At 35.3% G+C, this 22239-nt stretch carries 20 protein-coding genes; 12 read left to right on the forward strand and 8 right to left on the reverse strand.

The genetic code is table 11. The features are described 5' to 3' along the window. Positions 1 to 79 precede the first annotated feature (79 nt). The 7 genes from ACK3CR_RS06580 (at position 80) to ACK3CR_RS06610 (ending at position 10357) form a co-directional block, all read left to right on the forward strand. On the forward strand, positions 80 to 3232 hold the full coding sequence (locus ACK3CR_RS06580; protein ID WP_488975076.1) for a type 2 lanthipeptide synthetase LanM family protein: 3153 nt from the start codon (positions 80 to 82) through the stop codon (positions 3230 to 3232). 15 nt (positions 3233 to 3247) lie between these two features. Further along, positions 3248 to 5389 carry a peptidase domain-containing ABC transporter gene (locus ACK3CR_RS06585; protein ID WP_488975077.1) on the forward strand — a complete coding sequence of 714 codons (2142 nt, stop codon included), beginning with the start codon at positions 3248 to 3250 and terminating at the stop codon, positions 5387 to 5389. A gap of 28 nt (positions 5390 to 5417) precedes the next feature. Further along, complete coding sequence (locus ACK3CR_RS06590; RefSeq protein WP_328123013.1) at positions 5418 to 5579, forward strand: class II lanthipeptide, LchA2/BrtA2 family; 162 nt, start codon at positions 5418 to 5420, stop codon at positions 5577 to 5579. Positions 5580 to 5605: 26 nt separating this feature from the next. Continuing rightward, positions 5606 to 5770: a class II lanthipeptide, LchA2/BrtA2 family gene (locus ACK3CR_RS06595; RefSeq protein ID WP_082802525.1), complete on the forward strand. Its 165-nt coding sequence runs from the start codon at positions 5606 to 5608 to the stop codon at positions 5768 to 5770. A gap of 26 nt (positions 5771 to 5796) precedes the next feature. After that, on the forward strand, positions 5797 to 5961 hold the full coding sequence (locus tag ACK3CR_RS06600) for a class II lanthipeptide, LchA2/BrtA2 family (protein WP_082802525.1): 165 nt from the start codon (positions 5797 to 5799) through the stop codon (positions 5959 to 5961). A gap of 114 nt (positions 5962 to 6075) precedes the next feature. Beyond that, positions 6076 to 8976, forward strand: a complete 2901-nt coding sequence (locus ACK3CR_RS06605; RefSeq protein WP_410914247.1) for a type 2 lanthipeptide synthetase LanM family protein — start codon at positions 6076 to 6078, stop codon at positions 8974 to 8976. A 13-nt stretch (positions 8977 to 8989) separates the two neighbouring features. Continuing rightward, entirely contained in the window at positions 8990 to 10357 is a 1368-nt protein-coding gene (locus tag ACK3CR_RS06610) for a S8 family peptidase (RefSeq protein ID WP_488975078.1), read from the forward strand. A gap of 31 nt (positions 10358 to 10388) precedes the next feature. Here ACK3CR_RS06610 and ACK3CR_RS06615 read toward each other — a convergent pair whose 3' ends face one another. The 3 genes from ACK3CR_RS06615 to ACK3CR_RS06625 form a co-directional block, all read right to left on the reverse strand. Next, the gene (locus ACK3CR_RS06615; protein WP_243514167.1) at positions 10389 to 11351 is read right to left on the reverse strand and encodes a metal ABC transporter substrate-binding protein; all 963 of its coding nucleotides are present in this window, start codon (positions 11349 to 11351) and stop codon (positions 10389 to 10391) included. A gap of 14 nt (positions 11352 to 11365) precedes the next feature. Further along, a complete protein-coding gene (locus ACK3CR_RS06620) occupies positions 11366 to 12532 on the reverse strand; it encodes a GTP-binding protein (protein ID WP_430239567.1) in 1167 nt (388 codons plus the stop codon). A 102-nt stretch (positions 12533 to 12634) separates the two neighbouring features. Further along, complete coding sequence (locus ACK3CR_RS06625) at positions 12635 to 13795, reverse strand: NAD(P)-binding domain-containing protein (protein ID WP_488975080.1); 1161 nt, start codon at positions 13793 to 13795, stop codon at positions 12635 to 12637. Positions 13796 to 14038: 243 nt separating this feature from the next. Here ACK3CR_RS06625 and ACK3CR_RS06630 point away from each other — a divergent pair, with 243 nt between their 5' ends. Further along, complete coding sequence (locus ACK3CR_RS06630) at positions 14039 to 15016, forward strand: permease (RefSeq protein WP_243514159.1); 978 nt, start codon at positions 14039 to 14041, stop codon at positions 15014 to 15016. Between the two features lie 10 nt (positions 15017 to 15026). Then, the gene (locus ACK3CR_RS06635) at positions 15027 to 15977 is read left to right on the forward strand and encodes a TIGR03943 family putative permease subunit (RefSeq protein WP_243514158.1); all 951 of its coding nucleotides are present in this window, start codon (positions 15027 to 15029) and stop codon (positions 15975 to 15977) included. 7 nt (positions 15978 to 15984) lie between these two features. On the opposite strand, the gene ACK3CR_RS06640 is transcribed toward ACK3CR_RS06635, so the two are convergent. Further along, positions 15985 to 16281, reverse strand: coding sequence for a hypothetical protein (locus tag ACK3CR_RS06640; protein WP_040057094.1), 297 nt, complete (start codon positions 16279 to 16281; stop codon positions 15985 to 15987). 287 nt (positions 16282 to 16568) lie between these two features. Beyond that, positions 16569 to 17213, reverse strand: a complete 645-nt coding sequence (gene trhA / locus ACK3CR_RS06645; protein ID WP_243514157.1) for a PAQR family membrane homeostasis protein TrhA — start codon at positions 17211 to 17213, stop codon at positions 16569 to 16571. Between the two features lie 231 nt (positions 17214 to 17444). Here trhA and ACK3CR_RS06650 point away from each other — a divergent pair, with 231 nt between their 5' ends. The 3 genes from ACK3CR_RS06650 (at position 17445) to rpiA (ending at position 19310) form a co-directional block, all read left to right on the forward strand. After that, positions 17445 to 17969: a DUF1643 domain-containing protein gene (locus ACK3CR_RS06650; protein WP_243514156.1), complete on the forward strand. Its 525-nt coding sequence runs from the start codon at positions 17445 to 17447 to the stop codon at positions 17967 to 17969. A gap of 88 nt (positions 17970 to 18057) precedes the next feature. Then, complete coding sequence (locus tag ACK3CR_RS06655; RefSeq protein ID WP_243514155.1) at positions 18058 to 18492, forward strand: hypothetical protein; 435 nt, start codon at positions 18058 to 18060, stop codon at positions 18490 to 18492. Between the two features lie 152 nt (positions 18493 to 18644). Beyond that, positions 18645 to 19310, forward strand: a complete 666-nt coding sequence (gene rpiA / locus ACK3CR_RS06660; protein ID WP_488975085.1) for a ribose-5-phosphate isomerase RpiA — start codon at positions 18645 to 18647, stop codon at positions 19308 to 19310. Positions 19311 to 19394: 84 nt separating this feature from the next. Here the strand turns inward: rpiA and ACK3CR_RS06665 are convergent, their stop codons facing one another. The 3 genes from ACK3CR_RS06665 to ACK3CR_RS06675 all read right to left on the reverse strand — a co-directional run. Next, on the reverse strand, positions 19395 to 19889 hold the full coding sequence (locus ACK3CR_RS06665; protein ID WP_243514152.1) for a hypothetical protein: 495 nt from the start codon (positions 19887 to 19889) through the stop codon (positions 19395 to 19397). A 164-nt stretch (positions 19890 to 20053) separates the two neighbouring features. After that, a complete protein-coding gene (locus ACK3CR_RS06670) occupies positions 20054 to 21148 on the reverse strand; it encodes a tetratricopeptide repeat-containing glycosyltransferase family 2 protein (protein ID WP_488975081.1) in 1095 nt (364 codons plus the stop codon). Positions 21149 to 21295: 147 nt separating this feature from the next. Beyond that, positions 21296 to 22239: BclA C-terminal domain-containing protein (locus ACK3CR_RS06675; RefSeq protein ID WP_488975082.1), on the reverse strand; the 944-nt coding region annotated here is incomplete at its 5' end.

Consider the following 22239-nt stretch of genomic DNA (forward strand, 5'->3'; position numbering starts at 1 on the left):
TAAATATGGTCAGTGTACGTCTGTATTTAAAAGAGGGGTATGCCAGTACCTCTCTTTCCAAACATAAGGAGTGAGCGGAATGAATAACTTAACCAACATCTTAATAAGTAAAGAGAAAAAAGTCAATAAAAACGATATAAATGAAGATGCTTTTTTCGAACGAAATCTTGCTCTTGTGTATAAAAATGATCTTCATTTAGCAAAAGAAAGCATTTCTCATATACTTTCAGTGGATTCATTAGATCAAATAAAAAAACTGTACAAAACAGAAACTTCTAAATCCACCTTTAAACTAAGCGTATTTAAGAATGTTGCTGAGGGAATATCCAAACAAAAAATTGATTCTTCCCAAATTGATAAAAGAGTGATGTTTCATGCTTTTTCTTTAAAAATCGCGTCTTATTTTATTAATCTTACAAAAACGTCGCCTCAATATTTATTACATACGTCACATATTCTAGAAGAAACTAGTTTTCTAGATAACATAGAAAAGCAGTTTCAACAACATATTTTAAAAGTGTGCTACAGAACGCTTGTTTTTGATTTGAATCTTCAAAGAGAACAGGGAAATCTTGTTGGTGAGACCAAGAAAGAGAAATATGAGCACTATAATGACGTCTTATTAACAGATAGCACATACGTTTATCATTTCTTTACAGTATACCCAAGTTTGCTAAGAATTATAGCTAATGAAATAAGAAAAGTAAAAAAATTTATAGGGGAATTTCTTAATCGCTATAGCAGTGATTATAAACTAATTACAAATAAATTTTTTTCATCATTACAAAGCAATAAAATTATGACATTTGAGCTAGGACTCGGGGATGCGCATTCAGATGGTCGCAAAGTAGCGAAAGTTTCTGTTGAGCAAGGAACGATAATCTACAAGCCACGAAATATGAAAGTTGATTGCTTATATAATGAGCTTATTGCTTTCTTAGATGGAGAGATAAAAGATAAGTCTTATAAAATTAAAACGCCGTTAGTTCTAGAGCGGGAGAACTATGGGTGGGCTGAATATATCAATTTTGAAGAATGTAAGAGCGGCATAGATATTCATACCTTTTACCAAAACTTAGGTAACCAAATTGCGCTTTTATATGCTTTGAATGCTGTTGACTTTCATTCAGAAAATTTAATTGCGCATGGTTCTCAGCCTGTACTTATTGATCTTGAATCTTTATTTCATGTTCCATATGAAAGAGAAGTGAAGGAAGATGCCTATTTTAAAGCTCAGCAAAAATTGAATACATCTGTTCGTTCTCTAGGTCTTCTTCCGTTCTTTTTTGGAGGAAAGAATGTAGACATTAGCGGAATTGGACGAAGGGGAAAAGTGAAATCTGTAATGAAAGTTCCTCAAATTGTTAATCAATACTCAGATGATATGAAGATTGAACGGGACTTCATTGAAATGAATCCTTCTATGAATCATCCTGTTTTAAAAGGAAAGCAAATTTACGCAAAAGACTATGTAGAAGATTTAAAAGTAGGCTTTAAACAAATGTTTGTAAAAATCACAGAACATGCTAATAAGCTCATAGAGATTATTGAAAAATTCGAAGCGAATACTTATGTTCGGTTTATTGCACGACCAACGGTAAAATATAGTTCTCTTTTAGAGCTAAGCTTTCATCCACGTTTTTTACACAATTCAATTGATCGTGAAGCTTTTCTTGCAAAACTATGGGAAGAGTCAAAAGATAGCGATGAATATGTGCCACTTATCAAACATGAGCATAGTGATTTAATGAACAATGATATCCCTTATTTTAAGGTAGAACTAAACTCCACAAATCTTCTCAATTCACGAGGAAAAAAGATTCCTTCCTATTTTAAAGAAACACCTAGTAACCTTGTGAAAAGTAAGATAAGACATTTGAGTGATGAAGATTTAAGGTTTCAATTAAATATTATTGAGTTATCAATGCTCGCTTCAGAGGATGATCGTCAAGAAGTTATTAAACAGTTTGTTTCAAAGAATCCCTCACAATACGAAGGAAAAAAGGACCATAAAGCTTATTTAATTCATAAGGCAGAACAATTAGCCATGCGTATTACTAAGGAAGCTTATCAAGGAGTAGAGAATGGAAAAAGAACATATAGCTGGATGAATACAACACCAGTAGGAGTCGATGAAATTCAGTGGAATGTTTCGGTTATGGGTGACATGCTCTATGAAGGTTTATCAGGGATGGCCTTGATGTATATGGCTTTATTTCAGGCTACTCATAATGAAAACTACTTAGATATGGCAGAAGACATTATGAAAGATATTATGTCAAGGTTTGAAAATATTGAGTCTAGTTTACCTAACGGAACAGAAATATCAATCGGGGCTTTTTCAGGCATTACTTCTATTGTTTATACTCTTCTTAACTTTTACGCATTTACAAAAAAAGAACAGTACAAAACATGTGCGAAAATGATAACGAAGGTCATTCCAGAACTCGTTGAGAAAGATAAAGATTTGGATCTTATCAGTGGAACGGCAGGAGCTTTAGTTGTTCTTATCCGTTATTATGAAATGACCGGCGACAACGAGACGTTGCTTTTAGCTAGGAAGTGTTCAAATCATCTTTTGAGTCAAGCTATTAAAACAGAACAAGGACTAACTTGGAAAGGGGTAGCTGGAATTCCCCTCACAGGATTTTCTCATGGAAACGCTGGTATTATTTTTGCGCTTCATCTCTTCTATCGGTACTGCCCTGAGAAAGAAGTAGAAGAGGGGATTAAAGAAGGATTGAAATTTGAAAACAGTTATTGTATTAACGAAAATTGGATAGATCTTAGAAAACCTCAGGAAGAAGTAGCATCTTCGGCGTGGTGTCATGGAGCACCAGGAATCCTACTTAGTAGGATTGAATTAAGTAACTCTTCGATTCCACAGGTAGCAGAGCAAGCTCAAGCTGATATGGATAAGGCTTTAGGTAACATTTTTGTAGATGGATTTGGGAGAGAACAAAGCTTATGTCATGGAGATATTGGGAATTCAATGATTTTACTAGACTATGGCAGAAAAATGAAAGATGAAAAGATAATTCACATTTCTCGAAACTTGTTAGCAGAAAGTATTATGAGTAAAGAAAATGGTGTTTACCAATGTGGAATTGGAAAAACTGCAGAAACACCAAATTTAATGGTAGGTTTTGCTGGCATGGTGTATGGCATGATTTATGCCTATCATGATAAACTACCGAACCTTTTAACTTTAGAAGTTAACCTACCTTCTTAAAGAGGGGAAAGTAAAATGACAAAACGAAAAAGAAAGCTTCCTGTTATTCTTCAAACAAATAAATATGATTGTGGAATTACCTGTTTGGCTATTGTAATGAGCGGTGAGGAGAAATTTAGATTAAACCCTAAAACTTTTAGAGGTGGAAGAGATTTTATTGGACGTGAAGGAACAAATTTATTCTTTTTAAAGGAGACCGCTGTAAAATACGGCTATACCTTTAAAGCTTATCGAACAACTCAGCTCGAAAACTTAGCTCATCTTGTTAAAGATTCCCCTGTTATCTTGCACTGGAATCATAATCACTTTGTTGTTCTCGAAAAAATGGACAACGAAAAAGCGTTGATCATTGATCCTGACTCAGGTCGCAGTGATATTCCTTTAGATGAATTTCAGGAAGCTTATAGCGGGGTTGCTATTCATGTTAAAAAGGATGTCCAATCTAAAGGGGAATCTCTTTCCTCTGTAAAAGAACAACATTCATTTATGAAAATTGGAAAATACCTTTTTAACAATAAGAAATTAATTTCTTACATTATCTTACTTTCTTTTGTTTTCCAAATCTTAAACTTAGCAACGCCTTTTTTAACTCAGTATATTGTAGACTCATTTTTAGAAGGGAAAGCAGAGGCCATCTCTCTTAATATGCTTTCACTATTCATTATTTTATCTGTTGTATTGTTCTTCGTTCTTTCGTTTGTGAGGATGCTGTTTATTATTAAGCTACAAGTTTATCTTAATAAAAATATGACAAATCATTTTATTCAAAAGATTGTCTCACTGCCATTAAAGTTCTTTGAAGTCAATTCAGCTGGAGACATTGCAACACGAATTAATAATATCTCTGTGATTAGAGAGGTCATCTCACGACTTGCTTCTACCTTAATCCTAGATATTAGTCTTCTTATTGTATTTTGTTTTGTAATGTTATTTTATTCACCGATTTTATCTGTCATTGTATTTGCTGGAGCCTTTGTTCAAGTGCTTAGTACAAAATACCTCTTACCCAAAATAGAAACGTACACAAAACAAGAAGTAAATAGCCAGGCACATTTCCAGACGCAGCTTGTAGAAATATTAAGATCTATGACATTTATTAAAACAATTGGTAATACAGCTACAATTGAAAAAGGAATGAAATCTTCATTTAATCAACAACTGACTCATTTCTCAGACCGAATGCATTATTCATCTTTATTAGGAGCAATTTCAAACTCGATTAATTTATCCCTACCTCTTCTTGTACTAACAGTCGGAGTATGGTGGCAAGGGCAGTCTGCCTTAACAATTGGGGCTATTGTAGCTTTTTCTAGTATTGCTAGTAGATTTATGACGCCGCTTGGCTCTATTATCGGTAGCTTAGAGTCTATTAAAATGGTGGAAGAAATGGTCGATCGAGTAGAGTCTGTATTACAGGAAGATGGTGAACAGCTTAATCAAAATCAACCTTATACATTTAATGCTAAGGAAGATTCCATTACTATTCGAGACTTAACGTTTGGCTACACAAAAGAAAGTTATATTTTTGAAAAAGCTCATATGGAGATTCATCCAGGGGAAAAGATGATGATTGTCGGTAAAACAGGAAGTGGAAAATCAACCCTTCTAAAAGTTATCTCAGGCTTATATGAACCAACAGATGGTGAAATTCACTATGGAAATCAAGAGAGAACAAAGATTAACTTGAAGAAACTGCGTGAAACGATGGGATTCATTGTTCAAGATATTAATTTATTTAACGATACCATTTTAAATAATATCAAATATTTCAATGAAACCGTTTCTGATGAATTGGCTGTTGAGGCTGCCAAACAAGCTTGTATTCATGATGATATTATGAAAATGCCAATGGGATATCACACTGTTATTGGAGAAAATGGAATTAGTTTGTCAGGAGGTCAGAGACAGAGAATTGCTATTGCGAGAGTATTAGCAAAACAGCCTCAGATCTTACTTATTGATGAGGGAACAAGCAACTTAGATAAGGAAACCGAAACGAAAATATTGCAGAATATTTATAATAAACAGATTACTGTAGTTGCTATTACACATCGAACAGACTGGCTTCAGCATGCTGACTCTATTTATGAGATTAAGGAAGGAAAAGTAACTCTTGTGAAGCAGAAAAATAAACAATATTTAGTGAGCGGAGATTAAAACATCACTTGAAAGGAGGTGAAAACAAATGAAGAACGTTAAAGCAATTGAAGAAGTATCGGAGCAAGAGTTAAAGGAATTAGCGGGTGGAGCAGAAGAAAGAGCAATTTGGACAGTTACAATCCCCATTTCTCTAGCAGCATGCCCAACAACGCAATGTGCATCAATCGTATCACCGTGCAATGACTAAATAAAAAATAAAGGGAGGAAATAGAAATGAAAAAGAACATGAAAGCAATTGAGGAAGTATCAGAGCAAGAGTTAAAAGAATTAGCAGGTGGAGCAGAAGAAAGAGCAATTTGGACAGTTACAATCCCCATTTCTCTAGCAGCATGCCCAACAACACAATGTGCGTCAATCGTATCACCGTGCAACGACTAAATAAAAAATTAAAGGAGGAAATAAAAATGAAAAAAAACATGAAAGCAATTGAGGAAGTATCAGAGCAAGAGTTAAAAGAATTAGCAGGTGGAGCAGAAGAAAGAGCAATTTGGACAGTTACAATTCCCATTTCTCTAGCAGCATGCCCAACAACACAATGTGCATCAATCGTATCACCGTGCAACGACTAAAAAGCTAAAAATATGTATGGCCGTACATATCTTTAGCTTTGTCGCCTAAAATACGAAAACAGAATCGGGTGCCTTTATGCACCCGATTATTATGATAAATAGGATGTGATAGCTATGAAGTTGTTTTATAAATCTAAATTTTATCCTCCCCACTTTAACACAGTTTTCCTTGGAAATCAAAAATTTCAATTTACCCCCTTTACTGAAGAAGATGAATTCCCTTCATTTTATACTCATTTTACAGAGCGCTTTTCGGAAAAATTAGTGAAGGAGCTAGGACGATTGAATCAGAGTTTTTTTGATTTAAAATCGTTATTGTATTCTCTAATCATTCAATATAAGAAGATGTTGTATAAATTGGCAAGAAAAACAGTTATATATGAATTTCACGAAATGTTTGATGAATTCCATAGAGAAGAAGATTTTTTCTATCGTCGCTTTAATGACACTTTCTCTAATTACAGTGCTGTGGAGAACATACTAAAGAAGTATCCTGTACTTAGTGAAATGATGGATAGGACTTCTAATCAATTTATCCAATACAGCTTATCCATTATAAAAGCATACATAGCTCATTATGAAGAAATAGCTGAAACATTTCATCAACAACTTGGTCGGCTCTTATCTATAAAAGTAGACGCAGGCGATTCTCATTGTGAAGGGAAAAGCGTAGCTATTTTAACATGTGAATGCGGAAAAATTGTTTATAAACCTCGTTCATTAGAAGGAGATCAATTATATCAAAAGATGATTAAATATTTTAATCATCAATATGACACCAAGCTGAAAACACCTATTATGATAAGCAAAAATAACTATGGTTTCCAAGAGTATATAGAATCAACCTCTTGTCAGACACTTGATGAGGTATCAAATTATTATTATGAATTAGGAATGCATCTAGCGTTTATTTATGCTTTTCAAGGATCTGATTTTCATTATGAAAATATTATATGTAACGGCTTACATCCTGTCTTAATTGATCTTGAAACTCTTTTTCAAAGTACTCTTTACTTTACAGAGGAATCAAAGAAAGACTCTGTATTAAAAGTTTCATCTTCTATTAATCGTACAGTTTATAAATCTACTTTCTTTACTCATACAAGCTATCCGGAAGAAAATTATGTGGTAGATATAAGTGGATTAACAAATATTGAGCTTCACACTTTCAATAAGGAAATTGTTGTGAACAATAAGACAGATAAGATTGCCGTGGAGTTTCAAGAAACTAAATTTGGAAGAGGAACGAACTTACCAATTTATAAAGATAATGGAATAGAGATATTCGGGTATGAACATGCTTTTATAAAAGGATTTACGAAAGCCTATCAAGTTATAAAGGATGACAAATTAATTTTACAGATGATTGAAGAACATTCTTCTTTTCCTGTCCGAATTATTGTACGCCCAACATATATATATGCTAAATTTTTAAGTTCGTTGCTGCACCCTAAATATTTAAAGGAAAAAGAGGAAAGGAAAAGAATTCTTTCTCTTTTTCAAGGGTCATCGGAGAGTTTTGAAGCTTTTAAATTCCTCCATATGTTTGAAATGGATGACATGTATAAAGGGGATGTTCCTTACTTTTATACAAATTTTGATAAAGAGCAAGTCTACAGTAGTAGTGGAGAGAAGATTTCTTATAACCTCCTGCATTGTTGCCCTAAGCAAGAAGTAATCAATAAAATAAACTCTTTATCAACAAAAGATATGGAATATCAAATCCAACTTATCAATATGGCATTAAGCAGTATAGAAGGAAATAGGGAAGGAAATCCGGAATTTTCTTGCTATCACCATGTTCATACAATACATCGAGAAATATCGTGCAACACATTACTTCAGCAAGAGACAAATCGTATTTTGGAAAGAGCCATAATTCACGATCGATATATACAGTGGGTTTCTCCCCATCTTAGTCCAAACGGAAAACTTGTATCAGGTCCTCTGAATTTTAATATTTATGACGGTCTCGGTGGAATAGCTATTTACTTGGCCTCATATGCTCAGACATTTTCTGATTCACGAGTTGATGCAGTACTTCCGCAGGTTCATAGTACAATCAACAAGTTAGTAGAAAAGAGTGTATATAGGGCAAACGCTTCTGCATATTATGGTTGGCCTTCTTACTATTATTATAGTCACTATATGAAGAGGACAGGTCATCTATCTTGTGATTCTATAAAGGAATATGAAGACTTTGCTGAAAAAATAGTTAGAGATATTGAATCCTATAAAAGTTTAGATTTTATTGGGGGACTTGCTGGTTTATTAAAAGTGCTCGTGAACCTTTACAACGTAGAAAAGAGTGAAATTGTAAAAAAAGCAGCGGAAGTCGTGAAGAATACTATTGTAAATAAAGCAATCACAAAGAATCAGGGTCTTTATTGGGAAGCTGATCATAATCATAGTCTAGTCCTAAGTGGATTTTCACATGGAATAACAGGTATATGCTATGCATTGAGTGAATATGTAACGAAAGTGAATTATGATCCTTCGCTTATCTCGATCATTCAACAGGCTCTTCTTTATGAAGATCGCTTTTATGATGAGTCGCAACATGCATGGGAAGACAATAGGGAGAATTCTTCTAATCATTCCGCTCCTCTATGGTGTCATGGTTCAGCAGGAATTCTACTTGGAAGAGGTAAGATTAAGGATAACTTAGGAAATGAAGTAGAAGTCAACTATCTAGAAGAATCTTTGCAGCACACGCTCCATAGTGGAAATAAACATAATCAAGGCTATTCTCTTTGTCATGGTACATTGGGGAATTTAGATATCTTGAACGAAATTAGAAGCCTTGATCCTTTTCGTCATAAAGAAGACGAGATTACTAGCACAATAGAGAAGTGGCTTGTAGACTTTCGTAGAGATTTAGAAATGTACAATTTCCAAAATGGCATTAAGAATGATTTTTCGGGAGTAGGCTTTATGCTTGGAATCACAGGTCAGCTTTATGCGCTGCTCAGATTAAAAAACCCATCCCTTCCATCACTACTACTACTCGATTAAGGAGCGGAAAACAGTGAAAAAAAAGAATCTTATATCATTTCTTTTTTGTAGTATTCTCTTTTTATGTATAAATGCAGAAGTACAAGCAGATGGAACTTCCTACTATAGCGTATTATTAAGTAAACCAGAATATACGGAAGAGTTTCTAAGAGAAGCCCAACAGCACAATATGAACATAACGTATGTGGTGAAGGAAATCGGATTAATCCAAATAAAAGCAAGTGAAGCTGAGGTTCAGATATTAGATGGAAATAAAATGGTCCAGACATATAACTATTCTTTAAAAGCTGCTCCATCTGAATTTTCTACTAAACAGTCAGATGTCGTGGGAGCCCCGAGCTCGCTTTGGGACAGGCAGTGGGATATGAAAGAGATTACAAACAATGGAAAGAGTTATACCATTTCTGAAGGTTCTAAAAAAGTGGTAGTGGGAATTATTGATTCTGGGATTGATGCAGATCATCCTTCTCTTAAAAAAAATATAATAAAGGGATCTAAAAATCTGGTTCCTCAAGGTGGGTTTCGTGAAACTGAACAGTCTGAAAAAGGAATAATAAATAATATTGAAGATATGACGGGACATGGAACACATGTCGCAGGGCAAGTGGCTGCAAACGGAGTAGTGAAAGGAGTAGCACCGCAAACTAGCCTTAAATCATACCGAGTATTTGGAACTTCTTCTGCTGAATCTATTTGGATTATTAAAGGAATTATTGAGGCTGCAAAAGATGATGTAGATGTTATTAATCTTAGTTTAGGAGAATATCTGACTTCTGAACATATGAATGAAGAAGGCGGAAGTTCGAAAAGTCAACTTGCTGAAATCTTGGCTTATGAAAAAGCAGTTATGTTTGCAGAAGGAAAGGGAAGCGTAGTTGTCGCTTCTGTTGGTAATGATTCAGTTAATTTTAATAACAAGAACGAGGTATCTTCCTTCATGAAATCCCATTTTCAACTTAATCATGCTAAAGTGAAAGGACATCTTTTAGATGTACCTGCTCATATTAAGGGTGTAGTTGCAGTAACTTCAACAGGTCCTGCTAAAGAACTTTCTGTTTTTTCAAATAGGGGTCGTTATGTTGATTTATCAGCACCAGGAGGGGATATTAAGCTCCTTCAAGCATATGGAGTTGAGAAATGGAGAAAAATGGAGCTTTTTATGAAAGAACAAGTGCTTAGCACGTCTCCAAAGGGAGGATATATTTATATGGCAGGTACTTCTTCAGCAGCTCCAAAAGTATCTGGAACATTGGCGCTTATCATTGATCAATACAATTTAAAAGACAATCCTAAAAAAGCAAAGCAAAAACTCCTTCAAAAAAGCAAAAGATCTGCGGAAACAAATATAAAAGCTTTAAATACTTATAAAGCAATAAAATAAAACCCCAAGGATACATCCTTGGGGTTTTCCTTTATTTACTGTTTAGCGCCTTTTTCAAAGCTTCCAAGTTTTTATTCATTAGGCTAAAGTAATCTTCCCCGTTTTCACGGTCTTGGTCTCTAAGTGTTTCCATATTATTTAATGTAAGAGACTCTGCACCGATTTCCTTACGAACAAGAGTGGCAATTTTATTTGTTACGTTTGCATCAAAGATAACGTATTTGATATTGTGCTCTTTTGCTGTTTCTACAATCTCCTTTAGTTCCTTTTGTGAAGGTTCTTGAGTTGGAGAAAGTCCAGAAACGCTTATTTGTTCAATACCATAGCGATCTTCCCAGTAGCCATATGCAGCATGTGAAACTAAAATTTCTTTTGAAGGAGCATTTTTAATAGCTTCTTCATATTTTTTATCAAGTTCTTCTAAATCAGTTTTTACTTGGTTAAAATTCTTTTCAAACTCATCTTTTTTGCTTGGCTCTAGTTCAGATAATGCATTTTTAATATTCTCAGCCATGACGATAGAACGCTGTGGATCAAGCCAAAAATGAGGATCAAGGTCGCCATGTTCATGCTCATCACCATGTTCTTCTCCATGCTCGTGGTCATGATCATCATGACCAGCAACAAGCTCCGCGCCTTCAGCTGCTTTAATCATTTTCACATCTTCATCTTTCAACGTTTTATTAGCTGCATCAGCAAAACCTTCCGCACCTGCTCCAGAGTAAATGAACGCATCAGCTTTAGCGATTTTTAGCATATCTTTTGTTGTTGGCTCAAAAGAATGAGCATCAACACCGTTAGGGATAACGCTTTTTACGGTAACATTATCTCCACCAATTTTCTTTGTAAAGTCTTCAATCGGATAGATTGTTGTATAAATGGTGAGTTTTCCGTCGCTCTTCTTCTCAGAAGAACTGCTGTCTTCGTTTCCGCAACCTGCTAGAAATAAAGCAAATAAAAGCATAACACTGCATAACATCATTAATTTTTTCATTGTATCTTCTCCTTTTATTGAATCAAGAATGAAGGAAGTGGATCATTGAAAGTAGACCAGTCCTTTTTCATTTCTTCATTTGTTAGTAAGCATGCGTCTAAAGCATTTATAATTTTGTTTTTGTTCATTTTGATTCCGATAAATACAAGCTCTGTCAGTCTGTCTCCATAAGTAGGGTGAAATCTGCTCGACAGTTCTATGTCTTCTTTATCTTCATCTGAAAGAGTATTTACCCATTTTCCTGCTTCACTAATTGTCATAGAACCGCCTGCTTGTGAAAGGAGACAGGCAACATCATTTCTTGTAGCAACCCAGAAAAAACCTTTAGAACGCGATATCTCATTAGGAAATGTTTCAAAGAAATTCATTAGACGCTGGGCATGAAATGGACGTCTTTTTTCATATATAAAGGAAGTAATTCCGTATTCCTCAGTTTCAGGAGTATGTTCATTGTTAAGTTCTTTTACCCATCCAGGAGAAAGGCTCATTTTGTCAAAATCAAAAGAACGAGTGTTTATAATAACTTCAAGAGAAACAGAGCATTGAACAGCTTCAATAATCTTAGCTTCTCCATTAAGCTTACGTAGTAGTGCTTTCAACTCATCTTTTTTTTCTGCTGATAGCAAATCGGTTTTATTTAGGATAAGAACATTTGCATATTCAATTTGCTCAATGAGAAGTTCAGAAATACCTCTATCGTCTGTACTATCTGATCCTTGATTTCGGTCGGAAAGATCTTCATTTGAACAATAATCTTTCATGAAATTTAATCCATCCACAACTGTAACAAGCGTATCTAAAAATGTCTTCACTGTAAGATCTATCCCTGTTTCTTCATCCTCATAAGAAAAAGTTTGAGCAACGGGCAGAGGCTCACTAATACCTGAGGATTCAATAATGATATAATCTAAATCCTGAATTTTAGTGAGGTTTTCCACCTCATAAAGCAAATCTTCTCGAAGTGTACAGCAAATACATCCGTTTTGCATTTCCACTAGTGTCTCTTTCGTATGAGAGAAGTATTCTTTTTTTACAAGAGATCCATCAATATTAAGAGAGCTCATGTCATTGACAATAACTCCTAGTTTTAGAGAGGATTCATTATGTAAAATATGGTGCAATAATGTTGTTTTACCAGCTCCCAGATATCCACTTAAGACGGTGACTCCAATTTTTTTCATTTACGATTCTCCTTTTATAGAAAAATCGTAATTATTACGATTTGAACATTACAATAATACCCTTGCTACATGAAATTATCAAGGGGAAAAGATAAAAAAGTTTTATAGAGATTGTACAATTTGCTCTGCTGCTTGCCTTGCTCCTGAAATATTTCGAGAGATTGGACCGATTTCAAGCTCTGCCAATGCTCCTACAACATATAAGTTATGACTCCACTGTAGAGATGAACTAACAATAGGATATCCACAGTCACTGCACTGTAAATTTTCCGTGTTTATCAGAGGAGTTAACCATTCTTTTCCTGGAAGAGAAGAAGAAAACCCAGTAGCTAATACAATTGTTTCTGTGTCATATTGAGCTGTTTTTCCATATAAAATGATTTTTGTTTCATTTATGTTAGCCTCTTGAATTTCATCTTTACTAATTGTTAAGTTGTTTTTTCGAGTTTGCCCCATTAATTTGATATAAATATCTCGGGGCATGGATCCTCTATGTCTAGCATCCGTAATAAAAGAACGGCGTTTTTGGTATGAGGCTTCCTCTCTAAACATAAGTTGATTCTTTGGGCCAAGCCAAGCTGGGTCACTATCAAAATCAATAATACGAAACGGGTGCCGAGTAATAAGGTGAACACTGCGTCCTTGTTTACTTAGTTTAATAGCTAAATGTGCGGCACTAATTCCTCCGCCAACAATGGTAATTTCTTGACTTTCATTAAATGAAAAAGAAGAGTCAAAAATATGGCCAACAGATTGCGTATCCTTGTTTTTCAATAATTTAGCCCATTCAGGCCAATAGGTTTGTTCGCTAACACCAATTGCAAGCACAATATTTAAGCCTTCAAGTTTTTTTCCTTCTTCTGTTATGACCATCCAATGTTTTTTTCTTCTAGAAAGAGAAACAACTCGGCCTTTGTGCCATGCCTGTAGAAGATTGCTGTCCCGAATAAGATGCTTGCAATGTTCAGAGAAGGCATAGAGGGAGGGGCGTTTATAACGTCCATAGAAATCTTGTTTATTTAATGAGAGATTTTTCGAAACAAATTTCTGCAAGCTAAATGGCTCCACATCAAGATGATGAACAGATGGTGAGCGTAAAAATGGCATGTCAATTTTTTCTGTACAAGAGTGCCAATTTTCAAGCGGTGCTTTGTGAGGGTCAACAATAGCTAATTTCTCAATTGGAACTTTTCTCATTTGTACTAGAAAATGAGCCATTGTTGTTCCTTGAATTCCCCCGCCAATCACAATCCAATCTAACATAACAATATCTCCTTTTCCATTTTGTGATGTAAATCGTAATAATTACGTTTTATTTTTCATATTAGTTAAACTAACACACATTTTATGAATGAGCAATACAAAAAAGAGCATCATATATTTTTTGTATCTCCATATACATCTATTAACTATTAAATTTTAATAGAAAAGGTTCTTTGTTTTCAGCATAAAGGGAGCTAAGTCATCGCCGTATACGAGACCTTTTTAATAGAAAGGATGAAAAAAATGGCTTTATCACGGCTTTCAAAAGAAGTACTAGGCGTCTTACTCATCTTATTTTTTGGCTATGCTTTTTTCTTTTTAGATGTTAAAGATTTTGATATGAACTTCCCAAAAGCTTTTCTGAATGTAAATACGATTTTCTTAAGTATACTGCTTGAAGCAATTCCTTTTATTTTATTAGGTGTTTTTGCTTCTGCAATCATTCAAGTGTTTGTAAAAGAAGAATGGTTAATGAAATGGATTCCTAAAAATCCTTATAAAGCATTAGCTTCAGGTGTTGTAGTGAGTGCACTTTTACCTGTGTGTGAATGTGCGATTATCCCTGTTGTCAGACGGCTTGTAAAGAAGGGAATGCCCATCCACGTAGGCGTTGTTCTTCTCGTAGGAGCACCGATTCTTAATCCAATTGTTTTCCTTTCTACTTTCTATGCTTTTCCAGGCAATAAAGAAATTGTGTATGGCCGTATGGGGCTTACGGTTATTCTCTGTTTCATCATTGGAATTGTAATGTACAAGCTTCTGAAAAATAATCCTCAACTAAAAGACGAGGCTGCTGTCGAAGAGCCCCATCAGCATGGAAATCGATTAAGTCAAACATTATTTCATGCCATTGATGAGTTTTTTGATATGGGAAAATATTTAATTGCAGGAGCATTTATCGCAAGTCTTTTTCAAACGTTTTTGGATAGAGGAGAACTTATGAGTATTGGAGGAAATGGTTTTATCGCCCCAGTGGTCATGATGGTCTTTGGGTACGTGCTTTCTCTTTGTTCTGAAGCAGATGCTTTTGTTGCTTCCTCATTTGTAGATACATTTTCAGCTAGTTCACTTCTTGCCTTTTTAATCTACGGACCAATGCTTGATTTGAAAAATACGGTTATGTATTTGGCCTTTTTTAAGAAAAGATTTGTGTTAATGTTTATAGCTGTTGTCACAATATCTGTTTACACCATAACGGTTCTTTATAACTTTATTATGTAGGAGGAATAGCATGAAAAACGATGAAGAAGGCTTCCATTACTATATTCGAGGACTGCTCTTGATTGGTTTTGCTCTCTTTATTTTCAAACTGTTGCTAACTGGATATATTTCCTCTTTTGTTGCACCAAAAATGCTTGGTTTTGTTACTTTCGCTTCTTTTACTTTCTTTGTTCTAGGAGCTGTAGGTATTTGGCGAAGCGGTTCAGACAAAAAACAAAAGAGCTGTTCATGTCATCATAGCCGTAAAGCTCCTCTGTGGGTTTATTGCCTATTCTTTTTGCCAATTGCAACAGGATTTCTATTTCCTGATCATGCTCTTACAAGCGATGTTGCCAAAAATCGAGGCGTAAAATTTGGAGCAAACGTCACAGAAAGACCGAGTGTAGAACAGCGTGAAGAATTAACAAGTGATGAATCTTTAGAACAATACTATGATGAAGTATTAAATAGAGAAGTAGAGGAAGCACAAACCGAAGCTGGAGAGATTCCACTTGAACATAAAGCAGGGTTTGTTCCTCAGAAACCTCCTGAAGGATATTATGAAGAATTAAAAGAGAGGATGCTACAAAAAGACGTAATTACGATAACGGAAAAAGAGTATATCCCAATGATGAACATTCTTGAAGAACATGTTGAAGATTTTGTGGGGAAAAAGGTGGAAGTGAAAGGGTTTATTTATCGGGAGGATAACTTCAAAAAGGACGAGTTTGTGATTGCGCGGTTTGGATTGTCATGCTGTGTAGCTGATGCTTCCGTATATGGAACGCTTGCTAATGTTAAAGAGTCCAAAGAATTCGCTGATGATGATTGGGTTGAAGCAACAGGCACGATTGAAAAGAAAGAGTATGATGGTTTTATCTTGCCATCCCTCAAACTTCAAACAATTAAAAAGGTAGAAGCTCCTACAAATCCATATGTGTATGAAATGTACAAAGGTAATAAGCTGATGACTCCAAAATAAAGGAATGCTAAAAGTTCTCCTCCTTAGTAAAAGGATAAACTCTCCAATTATAGTGGATAATAGAGCTATATTCTTTAATAACAACATAGTCTTGTTTGTTTGTTTTAACAATATAAGTGTATCTTCCTTTTTTCTCCACTTTTTGAACTTGCATCTTTTCAAACTTCTCAGAAAGAGTATGTTCGTTTAGAATACTTTCTGGATAAAACGTTTGGATAGCATTAAATGGTGAAAAGACTAACAAATATATAAAAAAGAAGAACAATACAATAATAACGATTAGCTTTCCTTTTTTTTGAATCATAACGTTCACACACCTGTATTTGTTTCCTAAATTGTATCATAGACACTGTTAGTCTTAGAATGTGTGAAGGTGGTTCAAATAATTACAAAACGATAAAGACACTTACTTATTTTATTAAAAAGAAATAAATGAGGGATTTTAAAAAATAGATAAATGAAGAGATTATATTAGAAAAATAATTGCAGGATGGAATGTTACCATTAAACTTACAAAAGACCTTGTTTTAAATCAAAAATGACCCTTATAGAAAGAGGGTCATTTTTGATTTCCTAATAAATTCCTAAATTCTAATGAGGAAGAACGTATAGCAATATCGCTAAGTAATGTGTGATAGTTCCACCAAGAACAAAAATGTGCCATATTGCATGATGATAAGGAAAACCTCTCCAAACGTAAAAAATACTTCCTATCGTATATAAAACTCCACCTACAACAAGTAGATTCAGACCTGGTCCTGCTAGAGAAGAAGCAAGAGGATCCCATGCTAGTACAATTAGCCATCCCATTGCAATATAAAGAAGCGTAGAGACAAGAACAAATCGTTTTACAAAGAAAATTTTAAATACTATTCCTGCTACAGCTAGTCCCCATACAACTCCAAAAAGTGTCCATCCAACTGTTCCTTGAATAATCACAAATAAAAACGGAGTGTAAGTTCCCGCAATAAACAAGTAAATAGAAGAATGATCAAAAATCTCGAACAAATCTTTAACACGTCCGTGTGGAAAACTGTGTACAAGAGTTGAAGAAGTGTATAAAAGTAGCATTGTTGTCCCATAAACAGTAAAGCTAACGACATGCCAAACATCCCCAAATTGAACAGAAAATACAATGAGCAACGTAAGACCAACAATACTTAAAATAGTCCCAATTCCGTGTGTAATTGCATTAGCAATTTCTTCACCACGTGAGAATGTGTGTGTTTCACTCAAGAAAATCATCCTTTCTTTTGAAGAAACGTTTCAGGTTAAATTCTATTATAGTGTACAACACTTTTTAATGCTACATACGTTTTTCCCACTTTCATATAGTGGCAATTTACATGTACATGGGTATAAAAAACAAATTGTTTTGGGCACGATTGAAAAGTGTCATTGTTTTCCGGAATGATAATAAGAATAAAATGACGAAAGGAAACTACTTTATAACGAGGTGGGTCTTTGATGAAGAGAGAAGCTATTTTTGATGAAACAGGAACATACAGATATTCGTTAAAACGTAAATGGGGAAATGATAGAGAGCGTAAAGTTGCGTTTATCACACTTTATCCGGACAATGCGGACGAAGTTCGTGAAGATTACGTTACAAGCAAATGTATTACATTTGCAAAAAAGTGGGGGTTTAATGCTGTGGAATGCTTAAATTTATTTTCTTATCGGGCTCAAAAGGCAGATGATCTTAGTGATCTAGATAAGGAAGATGCAATAGGTGCTGAAACAGATCGATATTTATATTATGGAACAAGAAATGCTGATCTTGTTATAGCAGCATGGGGGAAAAATGTTTTTCATGATAGAGAAAATGACATAAAGCAGCTCTTTGAGGGAATGGATCTTGCATGTTTTAGTGGACAAGAAAATCATCCTTCTCAATTGCAGTTCATTTCATATGATACACGCCTTATGCCATTTGAATTAGAGGCTGAAGAACCATATCTTTTTTCAGCTTTTCCATCGTTATATAGATAAGAGAAAAGCAGAGTTCTAATCATCATCTTTTTTTCATATACAAAGGATGTAAAGCTTGTGTTGATTACAAAGGGGATGTGAATTTGTTATGAAAATTAGTGAAGTGCTCACAGGAATCGAAGCGCTTTATGAACAGATGACAGAGCAATGCTTTTCTCACATTGCTAAACATAAAGAAGAAATTAAAATAGATGCTCTGGCGCTTGTTGAGCTCGAGAAGTTGGTTAGTCATTTACAACATACAGAGTTATACAATCTGAGTTTGATAAAAACTATTCAAACGCTCATCAATCATGAGAGCTTTTTATATAAGCTTTCTATATTAAGAGAGCCAGAGCTAGAAAACATAGCGGAGAAAGCAGATTTTGTAGGAAACGAACGCCAGGATATTGAAAAAATTCTTCGTATTAGTTATATAAAAAAGCGTTCTCAGTATATAGAAGAGGCTTTAGATGATATAAAGAAACTCAAAGCATCTCTTGAGGAACTGCTTTATGCAAAGAAAGTACAAAAAGAAGGATAAGATTAATTTTAAAGCTTTGACGAATTTGGTCAAAGCTTTTCTTATATGAAATTATAGGAAAAGAAAGATGAAAAATAAGGAAGATGATTTTTCTTTTCAATAAGAACGATGTTATAATGATGATGAATTTTATGCGGAAAAAAGGTGAAGAAATGATTGAAAAGAAGGCAGTTGGAGAAGCAGCAGCACAATATGTAAAAGACGGCATGATTGTTGGACTTGGTACGGGATCGACTGTTTATTATACGATTCAAAAGGTTGGAGAATATGTAAAAGAAGGAATGAACATAAGAGCTATTCCTACATCAGAAGAAACTAAAAAGCTAGCTCTTGATCTTAATATACCTCTTGTAACATTTGCTGAAGTAAATCATCTTGATGTTGTGATAGACGGAGCAGATGAGGTGGATTGTCATTTTGCGCTTACAAAAGGAGGAGGCGGAGCTCTTCTTCGAGAAAAGCTGATAGCTGATGCAACAGATTTATTTATCGTTGTGGCTGATTCAAGTAAAATGGTAGAAAAGCTAGGGAAGTTTCCTCTCCCTGTAGAAGTAACGCCGTTTTCATGGAAAAGAACAGCCCGACAAATTGAAGAGCTAGGTAGTATTACAACACGTCGATTAAATGGAACAGAGCCTTATATTTCAGATAATGGAAATTATATTTTAGATTGTTCTTTTGAGGTTATCGAAGATCCAGAGGGATTATCTCAGAAGTTAAACAGAATTCCTGGTGTAGTCGAGAATGGTTTATTTGTCAACATGGCTAAAATTGTTTTTACTGTTGAAGAGGGAAAGGTAGTAAAAAAGCTGAAATAGCATAGGAGGACAGGGGTTAAGAAAAACGCTCCTTTGTAAATAAAAAGCTTGTAGAAGGAATTTCTACAAGCTAAAGTGTGTTGTTTAAAGTTCATATGGTTCCTGTTTTAATAGTTTTCCATCTAGCTCAGATCCTGTAGCCCGATTAATTTCTTTAACAAGATGTTTATACTGGTGAAGAGAGTTAAATTGGTTAGGTTTGGAGGTCTCACATCTGATCGAGGATGCAGCACCATTTCGATCAGTAAAGAAGATTGTGAGATTTCCATAATACCTATTTACACTATTTCCATCTGCACTTTTTTCTTTCTTAATAACTTTTGAGTACTCAGCCATTTCTACTCTATGTAGGGGAATGATGGCAACTTGATTAATCATCACCTTATCATGAAAAAGTTCAATCCGTCCTACTTTATTTTCCTCTATTCCTTCAGCTCCATGAACATGACCATAGATCGTAGGTTTCATGCTGTCATCGTTGTAAGAAAACTCCTGTTTTTGCTTGTTTTTGTAGGAAACGTAAAGCACAGCCACAACGAGAATGACTGCGATGACTAAAATAAAAAATGCTACTCCCACCCTGATCACCTCATCTAGTAAGTTTGTCCGTTGACACATCTTTATCCAATCATACCATAATTCATTATAAATTCCGTAGATAGTTTATTAATGTTCAAAAATGTTATTATAAGGTTAGTTTAGTTAAAAAGCTCCTTAAGACATATGTCTTAAGGAACTTTTTGTTAGTTCTTGGAAAAGCGTTTTTCAAAGTATTCTTTGTTATATAAAACAGAAGGATTAGTAGGGGCATACTCTCTAGCTTTTTCGTTATGTTCAAATGCTTCTTCGATGTTGCCAATGCGATCATAGCACACACAGAGCTGAATATGAGGGATCCAAGTATAATAATCTTTTTGAACAAACCCACCTGTATTTTCAGCTCGTTGTATATCTAATTTAGTTGCTAAATCATACCAGAAAATAGCTTTATCAATATTTTGCTGAGTTAAATAAATATATCCTAATTTACAGCAGTGTTCGGCTCTGGGTAGATCATATTCAAAGGAGCGTAGTGCAGCTTTAATAGCTTTGTCTTGTTCATTTTTTCTTATGAATATTTCTGCTAATTTATCACAAGCTGAAATGCAATCTTCACTCCATCCAAGTCCGCTCTTTAGAAACTTCTCATAATGAGCTATTGCTTCATCGTATAAAGAATGATCAAAGCATTCATTTGCATAGTAGTACAGATCACGTGGAGAAAAAGTTTTTCCATCTTTTAAATTTTGTTGATAAATCTTTAGATTTCGATCACTTTTTTCTGTCTTTGTGCTGCGATGTGTAACGGCCGCATCTTGTCGAATGATCTTTCCTCTGACAGCTAAGTATTCATGAACAGCCCCAATCCATTGGAAGTTTCTTGAACGCTTTACAAGTCGATGTCTCTTAGATGAGAAAGTAACATTTCCACTACTATCAAAAGCGAGGTTATAAGGCATCATTACAGCATCTACTGATTGATCAAGTGTTTGTTTTAGCAGGAGAAGTTTTTGAAGATCATCTTTTAAAATAACGTCGTCTGCATCAAGCCATAAAATGTAATCTTTAGTTGCTTTGCTAAACGCAAAATTTCGAGCCTTTGCAAAGTGATGAACCCATTTGAAATCAAACAGCTTTTTCGTATAGCGGCGAGCAAGTTCTTTTGTTTTATCAGTTGAGCCTGTATCAACGATAATTATTTCATCACAAAGCTCTTTTACACTGTTCAAGCATCTTTCAATTGTATCTTCCTCATCTTTTACAATCATACATAAGCTGATAGAGACCATGTTGTTCACCCTTTCGCTTCTAAAAAGAGATAATGAAGAAAGGCGCATTGTAACGTTGCGCCTTTCTTCATTACTTATTTTATTATTGGGAATAAAATTGGTGCCTATTTTTTCTGTGAGTTTGCTACATTTTTTATTTCATATAAAGTTTGTTGACTATTCTACTCGAATAATGGTCAAGGTAGCTCCGGCTCCGCCAGCGATTAAAGTTGCGAGACCTACAAGCCCAAAAAATTGAAGAGAAATAGTACTACCTGCATCGAGTGGTACGATTACATCATTGTTGAAGCTGGTTAGACCAACTACTGGAGCAATAGTCGAAGGAAGATTTCCTGCACCGTTTATAACAAGTCTAGTGCTTACTAATAAAGCAGCTGTAATATTGATTTGATACGTGATATAGTAACGTCCTGTTGTAGGGACAGTAAATACAGTATTTCCAGCATTGGCAGTAATCCCGCCACCAATGTTCTGTGTAGGAAGCGCAATGTTTGTTCCGCCTAAAACAACAGCATATACTGATCCTCCTGTGTTAACAGCATTTAAAGAAGTAGATGTAACGGCTGTTCCAGTAGCCCCTGTAAGTCCTGTTGGCCCAGTAACGCCAGTAACACCCGTGGCACCCGTAAGCCCCGTTGGTCCGGTAACGCCCGTGACTCCCGTAAGTCCCGTTGGTCCAGCAACGCCCGTGGCCCCTGTAAGCCCTGTTGGTCCAGTAATACCCGTTGCGCCGGCTGCGGCTAAAAGAGTATAGTCAGGCGACGTATCCGGTGTACCCGTAGGTCCCGCAACATCAGTAATATAAAGACTGCCGTTATAGGTAACGATTTGCCCAGCAGGATAAGAAGGAGCAGCCGCTGGATCGAAAGGAACAACGCCGTCAAGCCCAATACCCGTGGCCCCTGTAAGCCCTGTCGGTCCAGCAACGCCCGTGCTCCCCGTAGGTCCCGTTGGTCCCGCAACGCCTGTCGCGCCTGTAAGCCCTGTTGGTCCAGTAATACCTGTTGCGCCGGCTGCGGCTAAAAGAGTATAGTCAGGCGACGTATCCGGTGTGCCCGTAGGTCCCGCAACATCAGTAATATAAAGACTACCGTTATAGG

It is taken from the genome of Priestia sp. TRM10, assembly GCF_057808375.1.